Source organism: Shewanella sp. Isolate13 (assembly GCF_022398325.1).
In the GTDB taxonomy this organism is placed as follows: domain Bacteria; phylum Pseudomonadota; class Gammaproteobacteria; order Enterobacterales; family Shewanellaceae; genus Shewanella.
Genome location: NZ_JAKEVD010000005.1, coordinates 126,682 through 145,086 on the forward strand (window position 1 = coordinate 126,682; position 18,405 = coordinate 145,086).

Sequence of the window (18,405 nt, forward strand, 5' to 3'; positions counted from 1 at the left end):
TACACATGGCTATAGCAAGCTTGTTATGAGTTTCGCCAATTGTTCAAGGGTTAATTCATCGATTACAACATCTTGCGCTGTGGCTTGAGTTGCTCCGTTATTTAACCATTTAAATGCGATACTGTGGGAGGACGTACTGTGCTCTTTAGCATCGAAAAGCTCAATGGCAAGGCTGTTATTCCCTGAAAGCACATGCTTTAATTGCTCGACTTGCTGCTGTAATAGCATCGGGAGCAGACAAAGCGTTAACTGTTTAGCGTCATGGGTTAATGCGCTTAAAAATGCCTGTTCATTACCATAGGTTTGGCAATTTTGTGAGCGTGTGGCTTGCAGTTCATCCGTTGTCAGCACATGAAGTTGAGTGCCTAAGCCGTAGTGTTCCTGTAACGCTGCACCTAGTTTTACACTCAGTTGATATAGGGCGTCATCAGCGGCTCGATAAGCACAATAAAGTGACACCGAAGGGTATTGCTGATCCGCTTTTTTCTGCTTCACATGACCATTTATCTGCCTTAGAGAGACCTCTTGTTTGAGAGTGTCTACTACCCATTTCAATGGCACGATGGGAGCAGAACTATTTTGTGCATACCAACGTTGATATATCTGTTGCATAAAACGGTAATCGGCATCGGTATCGACTGAAATCCTATGCTCTACGCCAGAGAAGTCGTCACTGTCTTGGATTAATAACGGAGTTAGGCAGTGACATCTTTGATTGGCGTAGCCGACATGTTCTTTTTCCATATCGCTTACGCTATTAACAAACAGATTATCCCAGCCTTGGCGTGTATAAAATGCCATTCCCTCATGTATTGAACGTACATCTGGCGCTAGAGAGATACTATCGGCTTGTGGATTTTGACGTAATTGGTTGACTGCATGATCGATAAAACCGGGATCAATCAGTGGGCAATCCCCGCAAATATAGACCACTATATCGGCTTGATACTGCTCGACAACGGCATTAATTCGCCCCATTAAATCATTAACATCGCCGGAGTAAGCGAGGCATTGACTATTGTTATTAGCCCAGTTGATGAGTGGTTGGTTGAATTCATCTAAGGTGGTAGCCAGCACGATATCCGTCAATGTCTGACAGTGCTCTAAGCGGTTTTGAATATGCTCAATGATTGGCTTCCCGGCAAGGGGCAGAAGGTGCTTACCCGGAAGGCGGCTTGAGTTTAGACGAGCACCGATAATTGCTATGACGTTCATGTTTTAACTGATATCCGTTTTAAAGCATGGAGTGATTTGATAGCTAAAGTTCAACAGCTCGCCATCCGCTTTGAGTGTTTCATCGGCCTCAGAGAGTGAAAACCAAGCACGATTTAAGTAACTATCATCAATCTTTTGGCTAGAAAGCATAGGCAGGGCGGCACAAGACTGAGGCGACCAGCTGATCTTAAGGCCTAGGTCGTCGCAACCAGTGTAAAAAACACCTTCCGTTGCCCCTAAGGCACTATTGGCAGAAACAATTGATGATACCGGCCTTCCATGGTTAAAGTCTTGCTCTGCATGATAGAGCTCCAACAATTTGCCACCATTGTGGCAGGCAAACCAATTGCGTTGTTTGCAGTTTAGTAGCGTAAGGTAGCCGAGCCTGATAGTCGCTTCGGGTCGATGTCGGTTTTCAAAATCGAAACCACACTCGACTTGCTCTTCTTCGAGTCTATACCACTTAGTCAGTTTACCCTGTGGCGTTGCTATCTCTGCACTGATGACTAGCCCTGTGCTGGTGTGAGTCACATTGAACTGGGTTCGACTTAAGTCCGTGACTCGGTCTCTCTCACTATAGCGCTCAATGACTAAATGGTTGGAATAAAAATCGGCAGCATAGCTGATATGATCAAAATACCCATGGGCAAGTGTACCGAGAATCGGCTTAAAATTGTGCCGAGCAAAAGCCAGTGACTTTATCGTCATGCCACGTTTACCATTAAGCACTAGCTTAAGTTGTGGGTGTTCAACAGTGAGTATATTACGCTCGCTACAGTGAAACACTTGATAGTCGCTATTCGTTTTACAGCCAGCAGCTAACTCTGCTTTTGGAGCCGTTTGGTTTGCAGTTTTTGGCGTAATGGGGTAACGACTCAGTAAGTCTTGGTAGCGATTATGAGTAAGGTGGGTGCGTAAATCACTGGCCCAGAGACGGCAAAGCTCTCTCCACTGCTGCTCACTGACTTGTTCTAACCCCTTTAGCTGGGAATACTTCCTATAACAGAGGCTGTTAAGGCTGAGATCATTTCGTCCCGATAGTGCCCAGCGGGTAACGTTGTATTTTGCCTGTTTCTTTACCGAGATGGGGTGGGCAGGGGTCTGAACCTTAAGCGTGGTGCACTCTTGAGTCACAGCTAATAGCTGGCTTGGAGCGACCCAGCGGTATTTTTGTTGGGATTTAATCTGAGTAAATAACTGCTCAATACGATGCCATTCATCGACATCGAGTTTCGTTTCAGTTTTAAAACGCCCTGGTCGGTAATTGAAGACTTCGGCATCGCTGCCATAGAGAGAGAAGGCTGTTGCGCCGTGGGTCGCCTTGGCTAGATATTCGAAGTACTCGGCTAGGGTCATTTCATCATGGGCATAGCGCTGAAACTTTTGAAAAGCTACGGCATGGTTCCAGATCACTTTGATCGTCCGCCCTGAAGCTGCTACAAGTTGCTGCGGCTGATAGCGAGATGATTTATCCCAGTCTGTATTGTGAGAAAAGGGATTATCCCATTCAACAACAACGGCATCAAAGCCGCAGTCAATATAGCAATCTAATAACCCCGCCGATACGGCTTGCTCATTGATGTAGGCAATCTTAGGTTGGTAGCTAACGAGGGCTTGGTAACTTTGTTGTCCAAGTGACAAGTTTTTACTATTCACTTCCCAAGGAAGCAGTGGCCCGATAATTTGGCTATCGCCGCTGGCGATAAGCTCACAACATCCCTTTGTCAGTAGAGATTTAAATTTTTCGATCCAGCTAGAGTCAACAGCTTGAATACATTCGAGAGTATAAGCTGTGAGTTCAATACCTAAAGGGATATTATCGCGCTCAATCAAGTGCAGTAACGGCCAGTAACACAGATCGACTACACGCTGATGTTCGCTGGTGTCGATAGAGGAAAACGCTAAGTTTAAATGGAAAATCGCGTAGACATTAGGGAGCTGGGTGTTGGCCATAGGGACTCTTAGCGCAATAAAACTCTTTATTAACAGTAAACAGCTTTATCGCTGTCAGAGGCATTTTAGTTTAAGCATAAATGAGACGATTCTCAATCACTAGTCACGGCAATTGTTTAACCTAAGATCGTGAATCGCTGCAATAAATGAACTTGAATCTTAGCTTTTCGCTGCGGCTATTTTCGTGGGCTAACAAATTAGCACCGATAAGCTACCGTTTAGGCTACAAAAGTGTTAAAAATGCAGTTCATTACATGGAGGCTGGTAACTCACTCTATCGTGTAAGCTTTGCTTTATCTTGGTTGTGACATTTCATTCTATAGCTACTAAATATGGGTACTAAAACAATATGACTATTCAGCATGTGATGTTTCGCTGTGATGCATCAATTCAAGTCGGAATGGGCCATATCGTTCGCTGCATCTGCTTAGCTAATGCCTTTGTTGAGGCTGGTCATAGAGTTACCTTTGTGGTTAATAACGATGCTATTGCTATGCAGGCATTAGCGGGACATGGCTTTGATGTGCAGTTGTTTGAGCACATTGATTATATGCAATGGTGCCGGCAAGTGATTAAGCAACAATGCCCCGATATCTTTATCGGCGATATTCGTGACGGTCTGCCTGTGCAGGCCATAGCGATGATGCGGCAAGCGAATATATTGACCGTGGCGATCGATGAACCGAGTGATTACCGCTTAGGTTGCGATTTACTCTTTTATCCTCCGAGCCCGTTAGTGGAAGCGTTAAATTGGCAAGGCTTTAATGGCACTCGATATGTGGGCTGGGATTACTTACTGGTCAGAGGGGCGTTTTTTGAGCCATTTATAAAGCCCCGTAATCAAGCGCGCAAGGTATTGGTTATGATGGGGGGGACCGATCCTCAGCGTTTAACCTTGGCCGTTGTTGAGCGGTTACGTCAGTTGGACAGCGAACTTTCCCTGCATGTCGTTATAAAGCAGAGTCATCCAGATTATATATCTTTGAGCCGCCAACAGCAGTTGTCTAAGAATTTAACCCTGTATTCCAATCTTGCGAATATGGCAGAGTTAATGCGGCAGATGGACTTTGCTGTTATCACGTTTGGTATGAGCGCATATGAGCTTGCGGTGCTAAATATTCCAGCTTGTCATATCTGTACTCAGCCCGATCACCATATCGCCAGCCAAAGTTTTGCCGAAAAACAGATCGCCAGAGCCATTGATATGACTGAGTTGGACAAAATTTGTTTATTTGAATCCGAACAATGCTCAATTCCCAATGGCATAGACAATATTATGAGTAAAATACTCTCCGCACGATTTTTGCCAGTCAATGATCCTTCCTTTAAAGGTTAATGAAAAGATTGGCCTAGCTTCAACATCACTTTTGGTGTTTTTTATTCGTCAAAAATTTATCGGTATGCATTTTGCTTGTCACAGCGAAGAATGCGTAAAGGAGAAGTAAACATGGCTGGCACAAACAGCGATGCTCAACAGCACACTGGTAACGTCATCGACAATCGTCATGGTTTCAATGTCATCGATTGTGAAGAATGCGGTTTTAAGCATGTATCGCCAATGCCAACAGCACAGGAGTTGGAGCAGGTTTATCGGGAAGAGTATTACACTAAAGATAAGCCTTTGTTTTTAAGTCAAAGCAAAGAGGACGCGATCTGGTGGGAACGTGTTTTTGCCGACCGATTTGACACTTTTGAAGCACATCTCCCTGTGGGAAGTCGGCGTGTCTTTGATGTTGGCGCCGGTCCAGGCTTTTTCTTGCATCACGGTCAGCAACGAGGATGGGAGACTCAAGGTATTGAGCCCTCCAAACAGGCGAGCGAGCATGCCAGAGAACTGGGACTCGATGTGGTGAGCGATTTTTTAAGTCCTGCCAGCGTAAAGCAATTTGAACCTTTTGATGTGGTTCATGCTTGTAACGTGCTAGAGCATATCCCTAACCCTATTGAGTTACTGGAGTGCATTCATTTATTAGTTAAGGATGGCGGACTGGTCTGTATCTCAGTTCCCAATGATTACAATCCATTCCAAAAGACCGTCAGAGAGGTCGATGGGCTTGAGCCTTGGTGGTTAGCGCCTCCTCATCACCTTAATTATTTTGACGTCAACTCTCTGACTCAATTGTTGAATAACTCTGGGTTTGATGTCTTCTTGAAAGAGTCGAGCTTCCCAATAGATATGTTCTTGTTGATGGGGGATAACTACGTCGGTAACGATGAGTTAGGCAGGGCTTGTCATAAGAAAAGAATGAAATTTGAAATGAGCATGATCGAGTCTGGTCAGAATGATCTGAAAAGGGCTTGGTATCAATCCATGGCTGAAATCGGTGTCGGCAGAGAGATCTGCATTTACGCCCGTAAGCGCAGTTGATAATGCAAAATGAAGCCGCTTCAATAGGAATTAACATGATAAAAACAAGAGTATTAGTGCAAGCCAGTTCACGCTCATGGGCTGGTGGCGTCGATATCTGTATGGGGATGGTCGAGGACGAGATTGCCGTTGTTCGTACCATTCGCCGTGTCTTGAGCCATTTTACCGATTTAGATGTCGTCTTGGTTGCTCCTGAGTTCGATCGTGGCGGAGAGCTCGATGAAATCGTTAAGCTTATAGATGATGAACGTCTCTCTCTGTATTACGGCCACGATGCGAGCCCGCTTAATCGAATGATTGATGCTTGTTCAGATTTAGCCGATAGCGATTATGTGATCAGAGTCGATGGCATTCATTTTTGCTTCGACCCTCAGGCTAGTTTAGCGATGCTGGATATCGCCATCAGTGAGCAATTAGATTGTATTAAGTTACCCGATGATTTTCCTGTGCATTTTACCTCAGAAGTCTTTCGTATCGGCGCACTAAAAACGATCAATGATGAACTGACTCAGCCTGAGGACGCCAAGTTTCTCGTGCACCCTAAGTGCTACTTTTCGATGAACGCTCAGCGATACAAAGTTAAGTTTTTAACTGAGTTACCAAGCTATTCAGATGAATATTTGACTGAGTGCCGCCGCTTAGCAACGCAAATTTATGCGATTCCGCGCCAAGAGGTGAATGAGCACCGTATTGTCTCTGGTGACAGATTGGGCTTTCATTACGAGCTCGCCTTGCAGCATCTCAAGCCTGATATGAAGATTATCGATATCGCCTGTGCCGATGGTTACGGGGTCAACATTATGGCGAGTCATTTAAAAGAGGTTCACGGAGCCGATTTAGACGAGCTCAGTGTAGAGTTTGCTAAGAAAAATAACAGTGCTGCCAATACCGATTATTTTGTTGAAGACATTACTAAGTTGTCTTTTGCCGATGAGTCCTACGACGCTGTTACCAGTTTTGAAACCCTTGAGCATGTTCCAGAGCATGAGTGCTTAAGCGAAATAAAGCGCGTGCTGAAACCAGGCGGTGTCTTAGTGTTAAGTACACCTCAAAATAGCATAGGCCATATCCCCGTTAACTCTTGCCACCTTATTGAATATTCTCTCGATGAGTTGCTGGCACTCGTTAACCAATATTTTATTGTCGTCAAAGTGATTGGTATCAAAGCGGGTATTATTTATGACGAAACAGACCCCTATGGCACCAATACAGTGCTTATCTGCGTAAAGCCTAATAGTAAGGATTGATAATGAAAACCCATCAATTAGTCGTGCCGACTCTCAATGAACTGAAACAGCAGTCGGCGGCGCAATTAACCCAATTAGCCGAAGATATTAGGCAGTTTCTTATTAGCAATATTTCTGCGACTGGCGGACATATCGGCGCTAACTTATCAGTGGTAGAACTCACGGTTGCCATTCATGCACTCTTTGACTCTCCAGACGATAAAGTGATTTTTGATACGGGTCATCAAGGTTATACCCATAAGATTTTAACGGGACGGGTGGATAACTTTGCCACATTAAACCAATATCGCGGCATGAACCGATTCGTTGCCAGAGATGAAAGTGAGCATGACGCAATCGATGCGTCACATGCAGGTACTTCACTCTCTATAGCGTCAGGCTATGCCAAAGCCCTTAAGCTGACTTCACCGGCTAACTATGTTGTTTCCTTGATCGGTGACGGCTCGATGGTTGAGGGAATGGCTTTCGAAGGGCTTAATTACTGTGCTGAAGATAAAAACAGTAAGCTGGTCATTGTGATTAACGATAATGAAATGGCGATTGCGAAGTCTGTTGGAGGAATGCGTAACCTTACAGCAGGGGAAAATTGGCAGAGCAATAGCCGAGCCTTCTTCGAAGGGATGGGCTTTGCCTACTTGTTAGTAGAAGATGGCCATGATATGCCGACTCTGCTTGAGCAGTTAGCTGCTGCGAAGCAATTAGCGCGACCTGTGATTGTTCATGTTAAAACCGAAAAAGGGAAAGGCTTAGCCTGTGCGAAAGACCATCCTTATAAGATGCACTTCTCCATGCCATTCGATGCTGCCACCGGCAAAGGTGCTGCAGCGACGGTAGTTGGGCGCACCTACGCGGTTGTTGCGGCTGAAGCACTGAAGCAAAAGATGGCAACGGATGACGATGTATTTGCCATGACCCCAGCTACCCCTTATGCATCATCATTGGATGAGTGCTTAGCACTGTTTCCTGAGCGTGCACTGGATGTGGGAATGGCTGAGCAACAAGCGGTCGGTATGGCTTGTGGTCTAGCACTGGGTGGTAAGAAGCCTGTCGTCTGTATGCAAACGACCTTCATGCAGCGTGCCTACGATCAGCTTATTCATGATGCTTGTTATATGGATTTACCTGTGACGGTATTTGGCGTGCGTGCAGGCTTTGCTGGATATGATGGCGCGACCCACCACGGAATTTATGATATTCCCTATCTGCGCTCATTTCCAAATATGCAATTGGTGTACCCAGCAAGCTCTGCTGCATTAACAGAATTGATTGAGAAGCGCCTCGACAATCCTCAGGGGCCTATGGTGATCCTCTATCCCTATGAGCCTATTCCAGCTCCAGAACCCGATGCTGGCTTGATTGAGCCTTGTGGCTTATCTGTCCCAGTGCAGGGCAGTGATGGTTACTTAGTCTGTTTGGGCAACCGATTAGTTGCAGCATATGAGCTTAGAGCACTATTGGAAGCGCAAGGCAAAGACTACGGCATCATCTGTGTGCAATCGATTAAACCTTTCCCTGCTGAGCGTTTCGTTGAGTTAGTAGCACCAACAAAGCACCTGATAACACTTGAAGAAAGCGTGCTTAATGGCGGTTTTGGCTCGCTAGTGCTAGAAACCCTTGCTGATGCAAACTTATCTATGCAGGTACTAAGAAGCGGCGTTGATGACAAGTTTGTTTATCCAGGCAGTAAAGATGAGTGCAGCGCCGAGTGCGGCATGATGCCAGGGCAGATCATTGAGCAAATTGCACAGCAATGGCCAAACTATTTAGGAGTGAACAAGTGATGCGTTTAGCCGGTAAAGTTGCGGTTATTACTGGATCTTCAAGAGGCATTGGCGCCGCGATCGCACAGGAGTATTGCGCTCAAGGAGCCAAGGTCGTAATCAATTATGTCCATAGTGAAGCGCAAGCTAAGGCGTTAGCCGATAAGCTTAATCTTGATGGACACAATGCCATTGCCGTTAAGGCTGATGTTACCGAGCGAGCTGAGATAAGGCACTTATTCGAACAGGCCGTAGCCGCTTTTGGAAAGATCGATATCTTGGTTAATAATGCGGGGATCAATAAGCGCGGTTGGTTTGATGAAGTGACCGATGAAGCTTGGGACGAGATAATGGGAGTGAACCTTAAAGGGCCATTTATCTGTTGCCAAGAAGTGTTCCCTTACATGCAAGCGCAGCAGGGTGGGCGCATTATCAATATTTCATCAGTAGCCGGACAATACCATGGTCCTAAAACGGTTCACTATGCGGTATCTAAAGCAGGACTCAATAGCCTAACTAAGGTGATCGCACGATATGGCGCCGAGCACAATATTCTTGTTAATGCCGTTGCGCCTGGAATTGTTCGTACGGATCAGACCGCCGATGAGATAGATAGTCCAGCGGGGCAAAAAGTGATCGATATGACATTGCTAAAGAAGGCGGCTCGTATGGAAGACATCACCAGCGCTTGTGTGATGCTGGCCTCTGATGAGCAGCAGTATATGACGGCTCAGGTACTCGCTGTGAGTGGCGGCGCCATTTTAGGAGCTTAATGGATGTCGCTAGCCAAATGTCATAAAACAGTATTGCTACTTGGTGGCAGTCGTGATCAGTTGTTTTTGATCAAAACAGCAAACAATATGGGCTTACACACGGTCGTTGTCGATGCAAACCCTGAATCTCCCGGGTTTGCGATTGCCGACGATTATGCCGTTGTCAGTACCATGGACTTAGGAGCCTTAAAAGCTTTTGTCGATGACTACCAAGAGCAGCAGCGAAAAATTGATGCCGTGTGCGTTATGGGCAGCGATATATCACAATATGTCGCTCAGCTGGCTGAACATATTCAGGTGCCACATATTCCTATCGAAGCGGCAATGATTACCACCAATAAGCTTAAGATGAAGCAGTGTTTTGAGCGCCAAGGTGTTGCAATTCCTTGGTTTTGCTTATTAGATAGTGCCGAGCATTTAGCGCAGATAGCAGCAAAAAGAGGCTTGCCATTAATCATCAAACCACTCGATCGCTCTGGTGCCAGGGGGGTGTTTTTACTGACACAGGACTCGGATTTGTCAGCGCTTTATGACAAGGCGAAAAGTGAGTCCTTTGCTGGTGACGTCATGGTGGAGGAGTACCTTGCTGGACCTCAGATAAGTACCGAAACCATCATGTATCGTGGGCAAGCCTATACACCTGGTTATGTCGATCGTAACTACGAAATGTTAAGTCGTTTTGCACCTAATATCATTGAGAATGGTGGTTGGCAGCCAAGTTTAATTCAAGGTGAAGAAAGAGCTAAAGTTGAAGCCTTAATTGAGCAAGCGGCTTTAGCTCTTGGCCTGACAGATGGCGTGATTAAAGGGGATATCGTTTATACCGATGTCGGTCCGAAAATTATTGAGGTTGCAACTCGTCTAAGCGGTGGTGATTTTTCTGAAAGCCTAGTTCCTTTAGGTCTCGGGATTAATTACGTCGAAGCAGCACTCAAAATTGCCTTGGGCGAGCCTCCAGAGTTAGAGAAGCTAACTCCAGTTATCGACCAAGCGGTAGCGAATCGTTACTTCTTTCCAAAGCCAGGAAAAGTCACGTCTATCTCGGGAATTGAAGCTATTCAAGCTGAAGACTTTGTTAAGAAGCTTGAGATCTGGTATCAAGTGGGTGATGTCGTGCCTGAAACCACCAGTCACGCGAGTCGATTCGGTGTCTTTATCGTCACCGCCGATAATCGACAGCAATTGGAGCAGAGAGTTAAATGGGTATATGACACCTTAAAAGTCACAACCCTATAGCTGTTATAATGAAAGCCCTTAAGTGATAAGGGCTTTTTGTTAGGCACAAGCTTAGTTTTTTTGCAAAGCTTGCTTCTGAAAACTATTTACCTAAGCCTTATCTCCCTGAAAGCTTTCACGGATCTGTTTAAAAGGGCGTAAACCATCATCGGGATCGGCGCGCCACTCTCTATCTGACGTTTCACAGGGTACAAATTGTTTGATAGGGCTACCATCGATGGCACCTATCAGCTTTGCACCTCGAATAACGGGGGCAATCTGTTGCGGTAACCAGCAGTGTCCAGCGGCGTATTCCGCACCTTGCTCATCAAGATCGAGGTGGAACTCAATGGTGTCGGCCTGCCAGCGGTGAATCGCGCGATTGAGCACCGCGGGTGATACTGTATGATCAGACCAACCAACTTTAACCCCATATCGCTCTCTAAAGCTCTGTAGCACGGCTAAGTTACACTGTTCTTCGGGTGTTGGATAAGCCGAAACGCAATGGAGCAGGGTGATATCTTCAGCGCCGTATTCCTTCAAGGTGGCGATTGCAGTATCAATTTCTTCAATGGTTGCCATGCCGCTTGAGATGACAATGGGCAATTTAGTTTTGGCACACTCGATGAGCAAGTCAGTCCACAGCAGTTCATAAGAGGCAATTTTGAAAAAATGCACGTAAGGCTCAAGCTCTTTTACTGCCTTTAGATAGAAAGGCGTACAGGAAAACTGAATATTAAAGTGCTCACAGGCCTCACGTAGCGCCGGAATAAATTCGACCGGGAGTTCCCATTCTTTCCGGCCGCGGTGCATCGCGCTTTTTTCCAGAATTTCAGGCGAGAACAATTCATCAATTTTAAATAGCTGGAATTTCACCGCATCGCAGCCAATTGCCGCTGAGGTTTCAATAAACTCGATACAGCGATCTAAGCTTTTGTGGTGATTACTAGAGACTTCTGCAATAAATAGGGGCTGACTCATAGAATTATAATTTCCTATTTTCGAGGAACAATTGAAAGCTGTTTTAGTTCTGTGACTGTTAGTTTACTCGGCTCGCTAAATTTAAGCGCAGCCAAGTGAGAATACCACAACCTAAGGCATTGGCTGGTGAGAATCTATCCGATTACCAATAAGCATGGGGGATTCTTATTTATCGACCGCTTTTAGTCGTGATTTAGCCTGTTTTTACAAAAGTGTTAACCGTTAAATATCACGCAGCCTCATAGGTTAGGTTACTCAAGTTCTAGTCGGGGAAGGAGCCACATACGCTAACGCTGCGGAGCAAACTTCTAGGCTGTTATGGAGCTAATTTAGTGAAATTGAGAACTGTGCTAAAAGTGCTCATTTATCTGCTTCGCAAATAGCGGCAATTAGTATAGTATGCGCCACCCAAAAAATTCACGGTAAACCCCCTTGCTTGCAACGCAAACCAACGCCTTATACACCGACCTATCGGGTTATTATGATTTAATGTGTGCCGATATTAACTATCGAGCCCAGAGTGACTGTATTCGTCGCCTGCATCAACTGTTCGGTAATAGAGGCCTTCGCCATCTAGACTTGGCTTGTGGTACTGGACCCCATGTTCAATATTTTATTGAAAATGGCTACCAAAGTAGCGGTCTCGATATCAATCAGCCGATGCTGGATATCGCTAAGCTACGTTGTCCTGAAGCCGAGTTCATTTGCCACGATATGGCTAACTTTACGGTTAATGAGCCATTAGATCTTATCACCTGTTTTCTCTACTCAATCCACTACAGTGATGGTATAGAAAAGCTCAAAGAGTGTATTAGGAGTGCTCATGCCGCGCTCAACCCTGGTGGCATGTTTTGTTTTAACGCAGTAAAAAAGAGCAGAATTGATAACAGTTCAGTGGTGAGTCACAGCGCGAGTCATGAAGACAGTAAGTTTGTGTTTAGCTCTGGTTGGTATTACTCGGGAGACGGTGAAAAGCAGGCATTGAAGCTAAGTATTGAAAAAACCACAGCGGGTGTCACCCAGTCTTGGCAAGATGAGCATCCAATGGTGGCTGTCGGTTTTGCCGAGCTTAAATTGCTGCTGCAACCTTACTTTGAAGTGCACATTTTAGAGCATGATTATGACAGGCTAATGCCTTGGGACGGCGTCTCAGGTAATGCCATATTTGCCTGCGTAAAAATCTAGCACAGCTAATTCTAGTAGTGACAGAGCCAGTAACTGCCGCAGTATCTTTCAAATTAATCAGACGATTTTTAATGTTGGATGATACTGAGGCACGTCTTTCCTAGGCGCTAACTTTTCTTTTCAAGTTTGAATCTTAACTATTACCCGCTGGTAATAGTTAATTACCAAACCTGCTAATTATCATTTTCCCCTTGTTCTCTATAATCCTGCCCCTTATAGGCACGCAGTAGCTTAATTCGTAATTGAGTAGCTATTTGTCAACGGTTTAATCCTAACTCGCCGCGATAGAGCATTAGCTCGTTGTTAGCACTCAATCAAATTGGAAACGCCTGATGTGGAATAAAATTCGTGGCTCTTTGCCATTACAGTTGCTCTTGGCCGCAGGCGCAGCTTGGTTGTTCACAACCGCGTTAACCGCTTTAGCTCACCCCGATGTGCTCGGTGGCATTGAACAGCAAGCTTGGTATCAGTTATTGATGCTAGGTAAAACGGTTTATATCGGTTTGTTGAAGATGGTTGTTGGCGTCATGGTGATGCTGTCGTTAATCGAAGGGATCAGTAATATCGGTGCAATCGCTAAGCTTAAAACCTTAGGCGGACGTACGTTAGGGTTTTACACTTTCACAACTATGATTGCGGTATCTCTGGGCTTGGGCGCCTCGTTACTGCTGCCAGCTTGGCAACCACTCACTCAAGCCGTTCCGTTAGCCGAAGGTGCCACGCTAATCGGTGAGCAGGCGGCATCGGGCGGCGCTATCGCCACTAAGTTATTGAACATGGCGTTAGTGAATCCTGTAGCAGCCATCGCAGATGGCAACCTACTCGCCGTAGTGACTTTTTCCTTCATGTTGGGGATATCGCTATTAACCGCGCTACCTCAAAAGCATCCACTATTTGAGGTGATAAGTGGCCTGAATAAGGGCATTAACACTATGGTTGGCGGCATAATTCGTCTATCCCCTTTGGCCATTTTTGCCATTGTGCTGGAGTTTTCCCTTAAGGGAAGTGCAGCCTTATTCAGTCAATTGGCGCTGTTTTCCCTATTGGTGTTTGCACTCACTATGCTCCATGGACTTGTGGTGTTACCCAGCTTGGCTAAACTGCTGACCGGGATCAAGATCACCACCCTGTTTAAGGGAATTAGCGCGCCCTTAGCGATGGCCTTTGCCACCTCATCGAGCGCGGCAACCTTACCCTTGTCGATGAAAAGTGCCCAAGAGCTTGGGGTCTCCCCGACGACGAGCAGTATGGTGCTGCCATTGGGCTCGGTGATGAACATGGACGGCACAGCCCTGTTTGAAGGTGTTGCCGCTATTTTCTTAGCCCAGCTGTTTGGGATCGACCTGACCACAACAGGCATTGTGATGATCTTTATCATGGCGATGGTCTCCTCTATCGGTGCACCAGGCATGCCATCGGGCTCGATGTCGGGTATGCAACTGGTGCTACTGGCTGCGGGGATCCCGCTAGAAGCCATCGCAATCTTGCTGATTATTGAAAGACCCTTGGATACTTTCCGCACCGCAGTAAACGTTGAAGGCGATATTATCGCCGCGCTGGTGGTCGATAAGTGGCAACGAAGCTAGGCAGTATTTGATTCAGAGCGGGTGAGAAAATCGCACGGATGAAATATTGCGAATATAAATGGATACAGAGGTGAAACGGTTTTTACTGGAAATGACACGCTATTGAATTGCATAAGTAACAAGATACTTATGGTCTCCCCACAGGGACTCGAACCCCGATCGATCGCTTAGGAGGCGACTGCTCTATCCTGTTGAGCTATAGGGAGACGTCAGTGATTATACTGGTTTTCATCTCGATGAAAAGGGGGGGCGAAAAGTCTTTAAATTTAGTTGTTTATTAAATGTGCGTAATTAGGGTGTTTTAGCAACGAATGGCTACTAGTCATAGCCATTCGTCCACTTAATATCGAGCCGCTTAGTTGGCGAGGTTACTCAAGAGAAGGTTTAGCGCTTCACTATAGCTTTATCGCCAGATCATTTATCTGGATATTGAGCGATGCGGCGATGCCATCTAATACAGCTGTCGCGCTCTCTTCAGTCACTTGGTCTATGGTGATAGTCGCTTTGCTTTTTCCTGCTACGGCGCGCATATTGTCGAGTCTGTCAGGTATATTTTGTTGTAACACTAGCTGCAGGGTGTCTCCAACTCGAATACCGTGACGTCTACCTAGGTTGATAATGATCCTATCGACTTGCCTAGAAACGACTTGCCCGAGCAAAGGGCGGCAGTTTAGGGTGTTATCAATATCGTGACTGACCTCGGCTAACACAAGATCGATGGCTTGGCCGTACTCAGAACGCCAAAAGGCCTCGCTATTGGAGTTGACCGTTTGCTGACGCTTAAATTCCCATTCGGCGGCTTGGCTATACTGCTGGCTCCAAACCTTCTCTCCGCTTATACCATGGAATAAAGACACGCGGATTTGAAAGGTGCGCATGGGATCGTTGTCCCAAAGACCTAAAGTACTGGTGAAAGGCTCTGTGGAGATATCGATGATTTCTGGCAGTAGAATATACTGGCTGTCGGTGATCTCGCTTAACCAGCTAGGCAAACGATAGCCGCGAATATCTACTAGAGCTTGGTCTATGTCTAAACGTTCATTTGCGTGAGTTTGAGCAAAGCTGCTATTGGAGTTTTGTTCCAGCACGCGGGCGAGTCGCTCAGATAGGTTTTGTTCAAACAGCCCTATATTGCCATACCTAAGCTGGGTTCTATCTTTGATCAATGCTTGAGGGACTAAAATTGCCGCTTTAAGCTGGTTCCCCTGACAAGTATCGTTAAGTGGCTCAATGATATCGATACGCACATTGACTGCGATCTGACCATTTTCGATGCGCTCGCTAATAAGTTCAATATTCTGGCTTTGTGCCTGCTGTTCCATAGTAAAAGAGTCATTGACGAGCTGACCATTTTTTACTGTCTGCTGACTGCTAAACCTAGCTCCAGATTGTAAGGTCGCGTAGCTAACAGCTTGATGGATGGCATTTTCTCTAGCTTGTGTGACATTGTTATCTGTGATTTTTGCCTGTCCGCTAGCGGTGATCCACTTGGCCTGCGCCGGTAAAGTCAGTACAGATGACATTATGCACATGAGTGCAGTTGTAAAATATTGCGCTGGTTTCATCGCACCTTTCCAGTTTTGAGAAATTAATAGCCTAGGGCTTTGTATGCCGGATATCTGACGTACTTGAATGCCTAGCTTAATGTTAAGCAATTAACGTGCCTTTCCTAGGGGGAGCGGGAGGTTTATTAGGATGAAAAACGGTAAAGTTTTTAGCTTATTTGCCGATAGGAGTTAATAGCACTAAATTCGTGGTAACACACGGGGTATGGTCAAGAAGACGCATGGCCATATTCGTCCAATCGGAATTTAAGAAATGTATAAGCTAATTACTTTATTGCCTGTTTTGTTCGCTTTAGGCTGCGCGACTACAGCTAGTCAGGTCGAACCGCAGATGATGAACGGCCATGGTTTGCCTCATACTGAGGCGGTTAATCACCTGTCACAGCAGATGGCCAATGAATTAATACGCCAAAATGATAGTCTGCGTCCAGACCAGCCGCTGCTGGTGGCAACACCTGTGCTGTTGTCGGATATGAAGACCACTAATGCATTGGGGCTTCAGTTTCAGCAAGGCTTGATTGCCAGCTTGCATGATCATCAATTTAACTTAGTTGATATTAATGTCAGTGATGCGCTTAAGGTGACGCCAGATGGTGAGTTTATTTTGACTCGAGACTGGCAACAACTCCCCTCAGACATACCCGTTGAGAATGTGGTGGTGTCGACCATGAGTTTTTCGACCCAAGGCATAGCAATCAATAGCCGTATCGTCAATGTCACTAATAACCGTGTAGTGTCGGCGGCTCAGGGCTTTGTTAATGCGAATGCAATGCCTGATTACGTTCGTCCATCGGAGAAGGTCGTATCAGAAAATGGCTTACTCTATCGAGATGCCCAGGCAGGTCAACACAGAGTCAAAATTGTAGGAGATAAATAGATGAAAGCCGTTATCTTATGTGCAGCATTGCTGCTGTCTGCTTGCTCTGCACAAGATAGGTATGTGCAGTATGAAGCTGAAGCGCCGAGCACTTTTCCTAAGTTGACCGCCATTGGGTACGCGCCTCTCGATACTCAGCCCGCGACAGAGCAGTCGCAGCGGGTGTTAATGGCGATGCAGGCATCAAAGATTGCCGCCTATCGTGAGCTTGCCGAGCAGGTTTATGGTCAGCAGCTGAGTGCGACTAGCCAGGTAAGAGATTGGATGTTATCGGGCGATGAAATTCAAGCATCGGTTTCTGGGGTGATCCGTGGTGCTAAAGTGGTAAAGAGTTATCCAGCGGGCGAGCATTATGTGACAGAGCTTGAGTTAGACTTCGAGCAAGTCTGGGCGCTGTATCAGCAACAACATCGCTCGCAAAAAGTAAAAGAGATCACGTATTTTTAAGGCTAAGAAGGGCGCTTTGCTGCGAGGTCGCCCTTCGGGCTTCTAGGACGTTCGCAAGCTCACTTCGAGGGCGCTTCGCTTCTAGGAAAAGCACAAGCAAAGACGGGAAAGCAGAAGCAAAGACAAAGACGAACGCTTCGCTCACAGAGTACGGAACGTTCGCAGGCTCACTAACGGAACGCTGCGCTTCGAGGACGCTGCGCTTCTAGAACCTAGGACCTATTCTTTAAACCTCGAACCTTCTTTTCTGTAGGTCGGCATTTATGCCGTCATTTTAATCTGTTAAGTCTTTTCCGTAAGCGAAGCGTTCCGTAGTGGCGAAGCCACGTGCCGTAAGGCCGCAGGCCGTTCGTCTTTGCTTGTTCGTCCCAGCAGTCCCCGTCTTAGCTTTAAGCTCTTAAATTATTACCAAGAGTGGAGATGCTTGAGGTTTTACCTTTACCGTCATAGGTAAGGCTGGAGGCGTTGCGGCTAACCTGAAGTGCCTGCGAGAATCGGTTTAAGCTGGCTAAACTTAATTCGATTAATGACTCATTCTCTGCGTTGAGCTGCTGGCACTCGGCTAATAGCTGCTTGGTATTAGCAACTTGCTGCGATAGTTCGGGATCCGATTTTAACAAGGCTAGATCTGGCTGCTGGGCAATTATCTCATCATTTTGTTTAAGGCTCGCCAGTAGATTAGCCTTAGTACTCGCTAGCGATAATAAAGTATCGGCCTGCTGTGCATGTAAGGCTTGCTTCTCTTGGCTAATCAAGTCTTTTAGTTCACACAACACTTGGTGCTGAGCGCTAAGCAGTTGAGATAAATTTGTCATAATAGCCTGTTTTCCCACTCAATTGAGTTCGTTATTATTCGCAATGCTAAGCTCTAATACCGTTACTCAGGAAGTGACAACGGGCAATAGAGGCTTAATTTAAGTCTTTTAATTCATTTTCAAAGCTAGCGATGTTAGTTGCAAGCTTTTCAGGATCGATTTTGTAACGACCTTCAGCAATCGCCGCCTTGATTTCATCGACTTTCTTCTGATCAATTTCAGGCATGTCGGCCATCTTTGTCTGTACGTTTTGAATTTGTTGAGCCTGCGCGGTAATCGACACCGAGTCACTTTTTTGTGGCGTTGGTGCAACTGCGGCAGCAGCTGTTTGTGCGGGCGCACCTTTTAGGTTACTGCCTGTGCCGACACGCGTAGTGGCGTGAGGGTTTACTTGTTTAATATCAATAGCCATTTTGAG

16 protein-coding genes and 1 tRNA gene are annotated in these 18,405 nt (G+C 46.0%); 10 read left to right on the forward strand and 7 right to left on the reverse strand.

Annotated elements, in window-relative coordinates; genetic code table 11:
- Window positions 1-9 precede the first annotated feature (9 nt).
- Window positions 10-1,215, reverse strand: a complete 1,206-nt coding sequence (locus L1D44_RS05120; protein WP_239889097.1) for an NTP transferase domain-containing protein — start codon at window positions 1,213-1,215, stop codon at window positions 10-12.
- A 3-nt stretch (window positions 1,216-1,218) separates the two neighbouring features.
- Window positions 1,219-3,168 (reverse strand): glycoside hydrolase, encoded by a 1,950-nt coding sequence (locus L1D44_RS05125; RefSeq protein ID WP_239889098.1) that lies wholly within the window; start codon window positions 3,166-3,168, stop codon window positions 1,219-1,221.
- Between the two features lie 349 nt (window positions 3,169-3,517).
- On the opposite strand from L1D44_RS05125, the gene L1D44_RS05130 reads away from it, so the two are divergent.
- From L1D44_RS05130 to L1D44_RS05155, 6 genes are all read left to right on the forward strand, one after another.
- Complete coding sequence (locus L1D44_RS05130; RefSeq protein ID WP_239889099.1) at window positions 3,518-4,504, forward strand: hypothetical protein; 987 nt, start codon at window positions 3,518-3,520, stop codon at window positions 4,502-4,504.
- 111 nt (window positions 4,505-4,615) lie between these two features.
- Window positions 4,616-5,536, forward strand: a complete 921-nt coding sequence (locus L1D44_RS05135) for a class I SAM-dependent methyltransferase (RefSeq protein ID WP_239889100.1) — start codon at window positions 4,616-4,618, stop codon at window positions 5,534-5,536.
- Between the two features lie 35 nt (window positions 5,537-5,571).
- Window positions 5,572-6,783, forward strand: coding sequence for a methyltransferase domain-containing protein (locus tag L1D44_RS05140; protein ID WP_239889101.1), 1,212 nt, complete (start codon window positions 5,572-5,574; stop codon window positions 6,781-6,783).
- A gap of 2 nt (window positions 6,784-6,785) precedes the next feature.
- On the forward strand, window positions 6,786-8,564 hold the full coding sequence (locus L1D44_RS05145; protein ID WP_239889102.1) for a 1-deoxy-D-xylulose-5-phosphate synthase: 1,779 nt from the start codon (window positions 6,786-6,788) through the stop codon (window positions 8,562-8,564).
- Window positions 8,564-9,316 (forward strand): 3-oxoacyl-ACP reductase family protein, encoded by a 753-nt coding sequence (locus tag L1D44_RS05150; RefSeq protein ID WP_239889160.1) that lies wholly within the window; start codon window positions 8,564-8,566, stop codon window positions 9,314-9,316. Before L1D44_RS05145 ends, L1D44_RS05150 begins: the two co-directional genes overlap by 1 nt.
- A 3-nt stretch (window positions 9,317-9,319) precedes the next feature.
- Window positions 9,320-10,552, forward strand: coding sequence for an ATP-grasp domain-containing protein (locus tag L1D44_RS05155; RefSeq protein ID WP_239889103.1), 1,233 nt, complete (start codon window positions 9,320-9,322; stop codon window positions 10,550-10,552).
- A 90-nt stretch (window positions 10,553-10,642) separates the two neighbouring features.
- Here the strand turns inward: L1D44_RS05155 and L1D44_RS05160 are convergent, their stop codons facing one another.
- Entirely contained in the window at window positions 10,643-11,512 is an 870-nt protein-coding gene (locus tag L1D44_RS05160; RefSeq protein ID WP_239889104.1) for an N-acetylneuraminate synthase family protein, read from the reverse strand.
- Window positions 11,513-12,001: 489 nt separating this feature from the next.
- On the opposite strand from L1D44_RS05160, the gene L1D44_RS05165 reads away from it, so the two are divergent.
- Window positions 12,002-12,697, forward strand: coding sequence for a class I SAM-dependent methyltransferase (locus tag L1D44_RS05165; protein WP_239889161.1), 696 nt, complete (start codon window positions 12,002-12,004; stop codon window positions 12,695-12,697).
- 332 nt (window positions 12,698-13,029) lie between these two features.
- A complete protein-coding gene (locus L1D44_RS05170; protein WP_239889105.1) occupies window positions 13,030-14,283 on the forward strand; it encodes a dicarboxylate/amino acid:cation symporter in 1,254 nt (417 codons plus the stop codon).
- A 130-nt stretch (window positions 14,284-14,413) separates the two neighbouring features.
- Here the strand turns inward: L1D44_RS05170 and L1D44_RS05175 are convergent.
- A tRNA-Arg gene (locus tag L1D44_RS05175) sits at window positions 14,414-14,489 on the reverse strand.
- 189 nt (window positions 14,490-14,678) lie between these two features.
- Window positions 14,679-15,848: a flagellar assembly protein FlgT gene (locus L1D44_RS05180; RefSeq protein WP_239889106.1), complete on the reverse strand. Its 1,170-nt coding sequence runs from the start codon at window positions 15,846-15,848 to the stop codon at window positions 14,679-14,681.
- A gap of 253 nt (window positions 15,849-16,101) precedes the next feature.
- Here L1D44_RS05180 and L1D44_RS05185 point away from each other — a divergent pair, with 253 nt between their 5' ends.
- Window positions 16,102-16,725: a FlgO family outer membrane protein gene (locus L1D44_RS05185; protein WP_239889107.1), complete on the forward strand. Its 624-nt coding sequence runs from the start codon at window positions 16,102-16,104 to the stop codon at window positions 16,723-16,725.
- The gene (locus L1D44_RS05190; protein ID WP_239889108.1) at window positions 16,726-17,172 is read left to right on the forward strand and encodes an LPP20 family lipoprotein; all 447 of its coding nucleotides are present in this window, start codon (window positions 16,726-16,728) and stop codon (window positions 17,170-17,172) included. It begins immediately after the preceding gene.
- A gap of 389 nt (window positions 17,173-17,561) precedes the next feature.
- Here L1D44_RS05190 and L1D44_RS05195 read toward each other — a convergent pair whose 3' ends face one another.
- Window positions 17,562-17,987, reverse strand: coding sequence for a flagellar protein FlgN (locus L1D44_RS05195; protein WP_239889109.1), 426 nt, complete (start codon window positions 17,985-17,987; stop codon window positions 17,562-17,564).
- A 94-nt stretch (window positions 17,988-18,081) separates the two neighbouring features.
- On the reverse strand, window positions 18,082-18,399 hold the full coding sequence (flgM, locus tag L1D44_RS05200; protein ID WP_239889110.1) for a flagellar biosynthesis anti-sigma factor FlgM: 318 nt from the start codon (window positions 18,397-18,399) through the stop codon (window positions 18,082-18,084).
- Window positions 18,400-18,405: the final 6 nt, after the last annotated feature.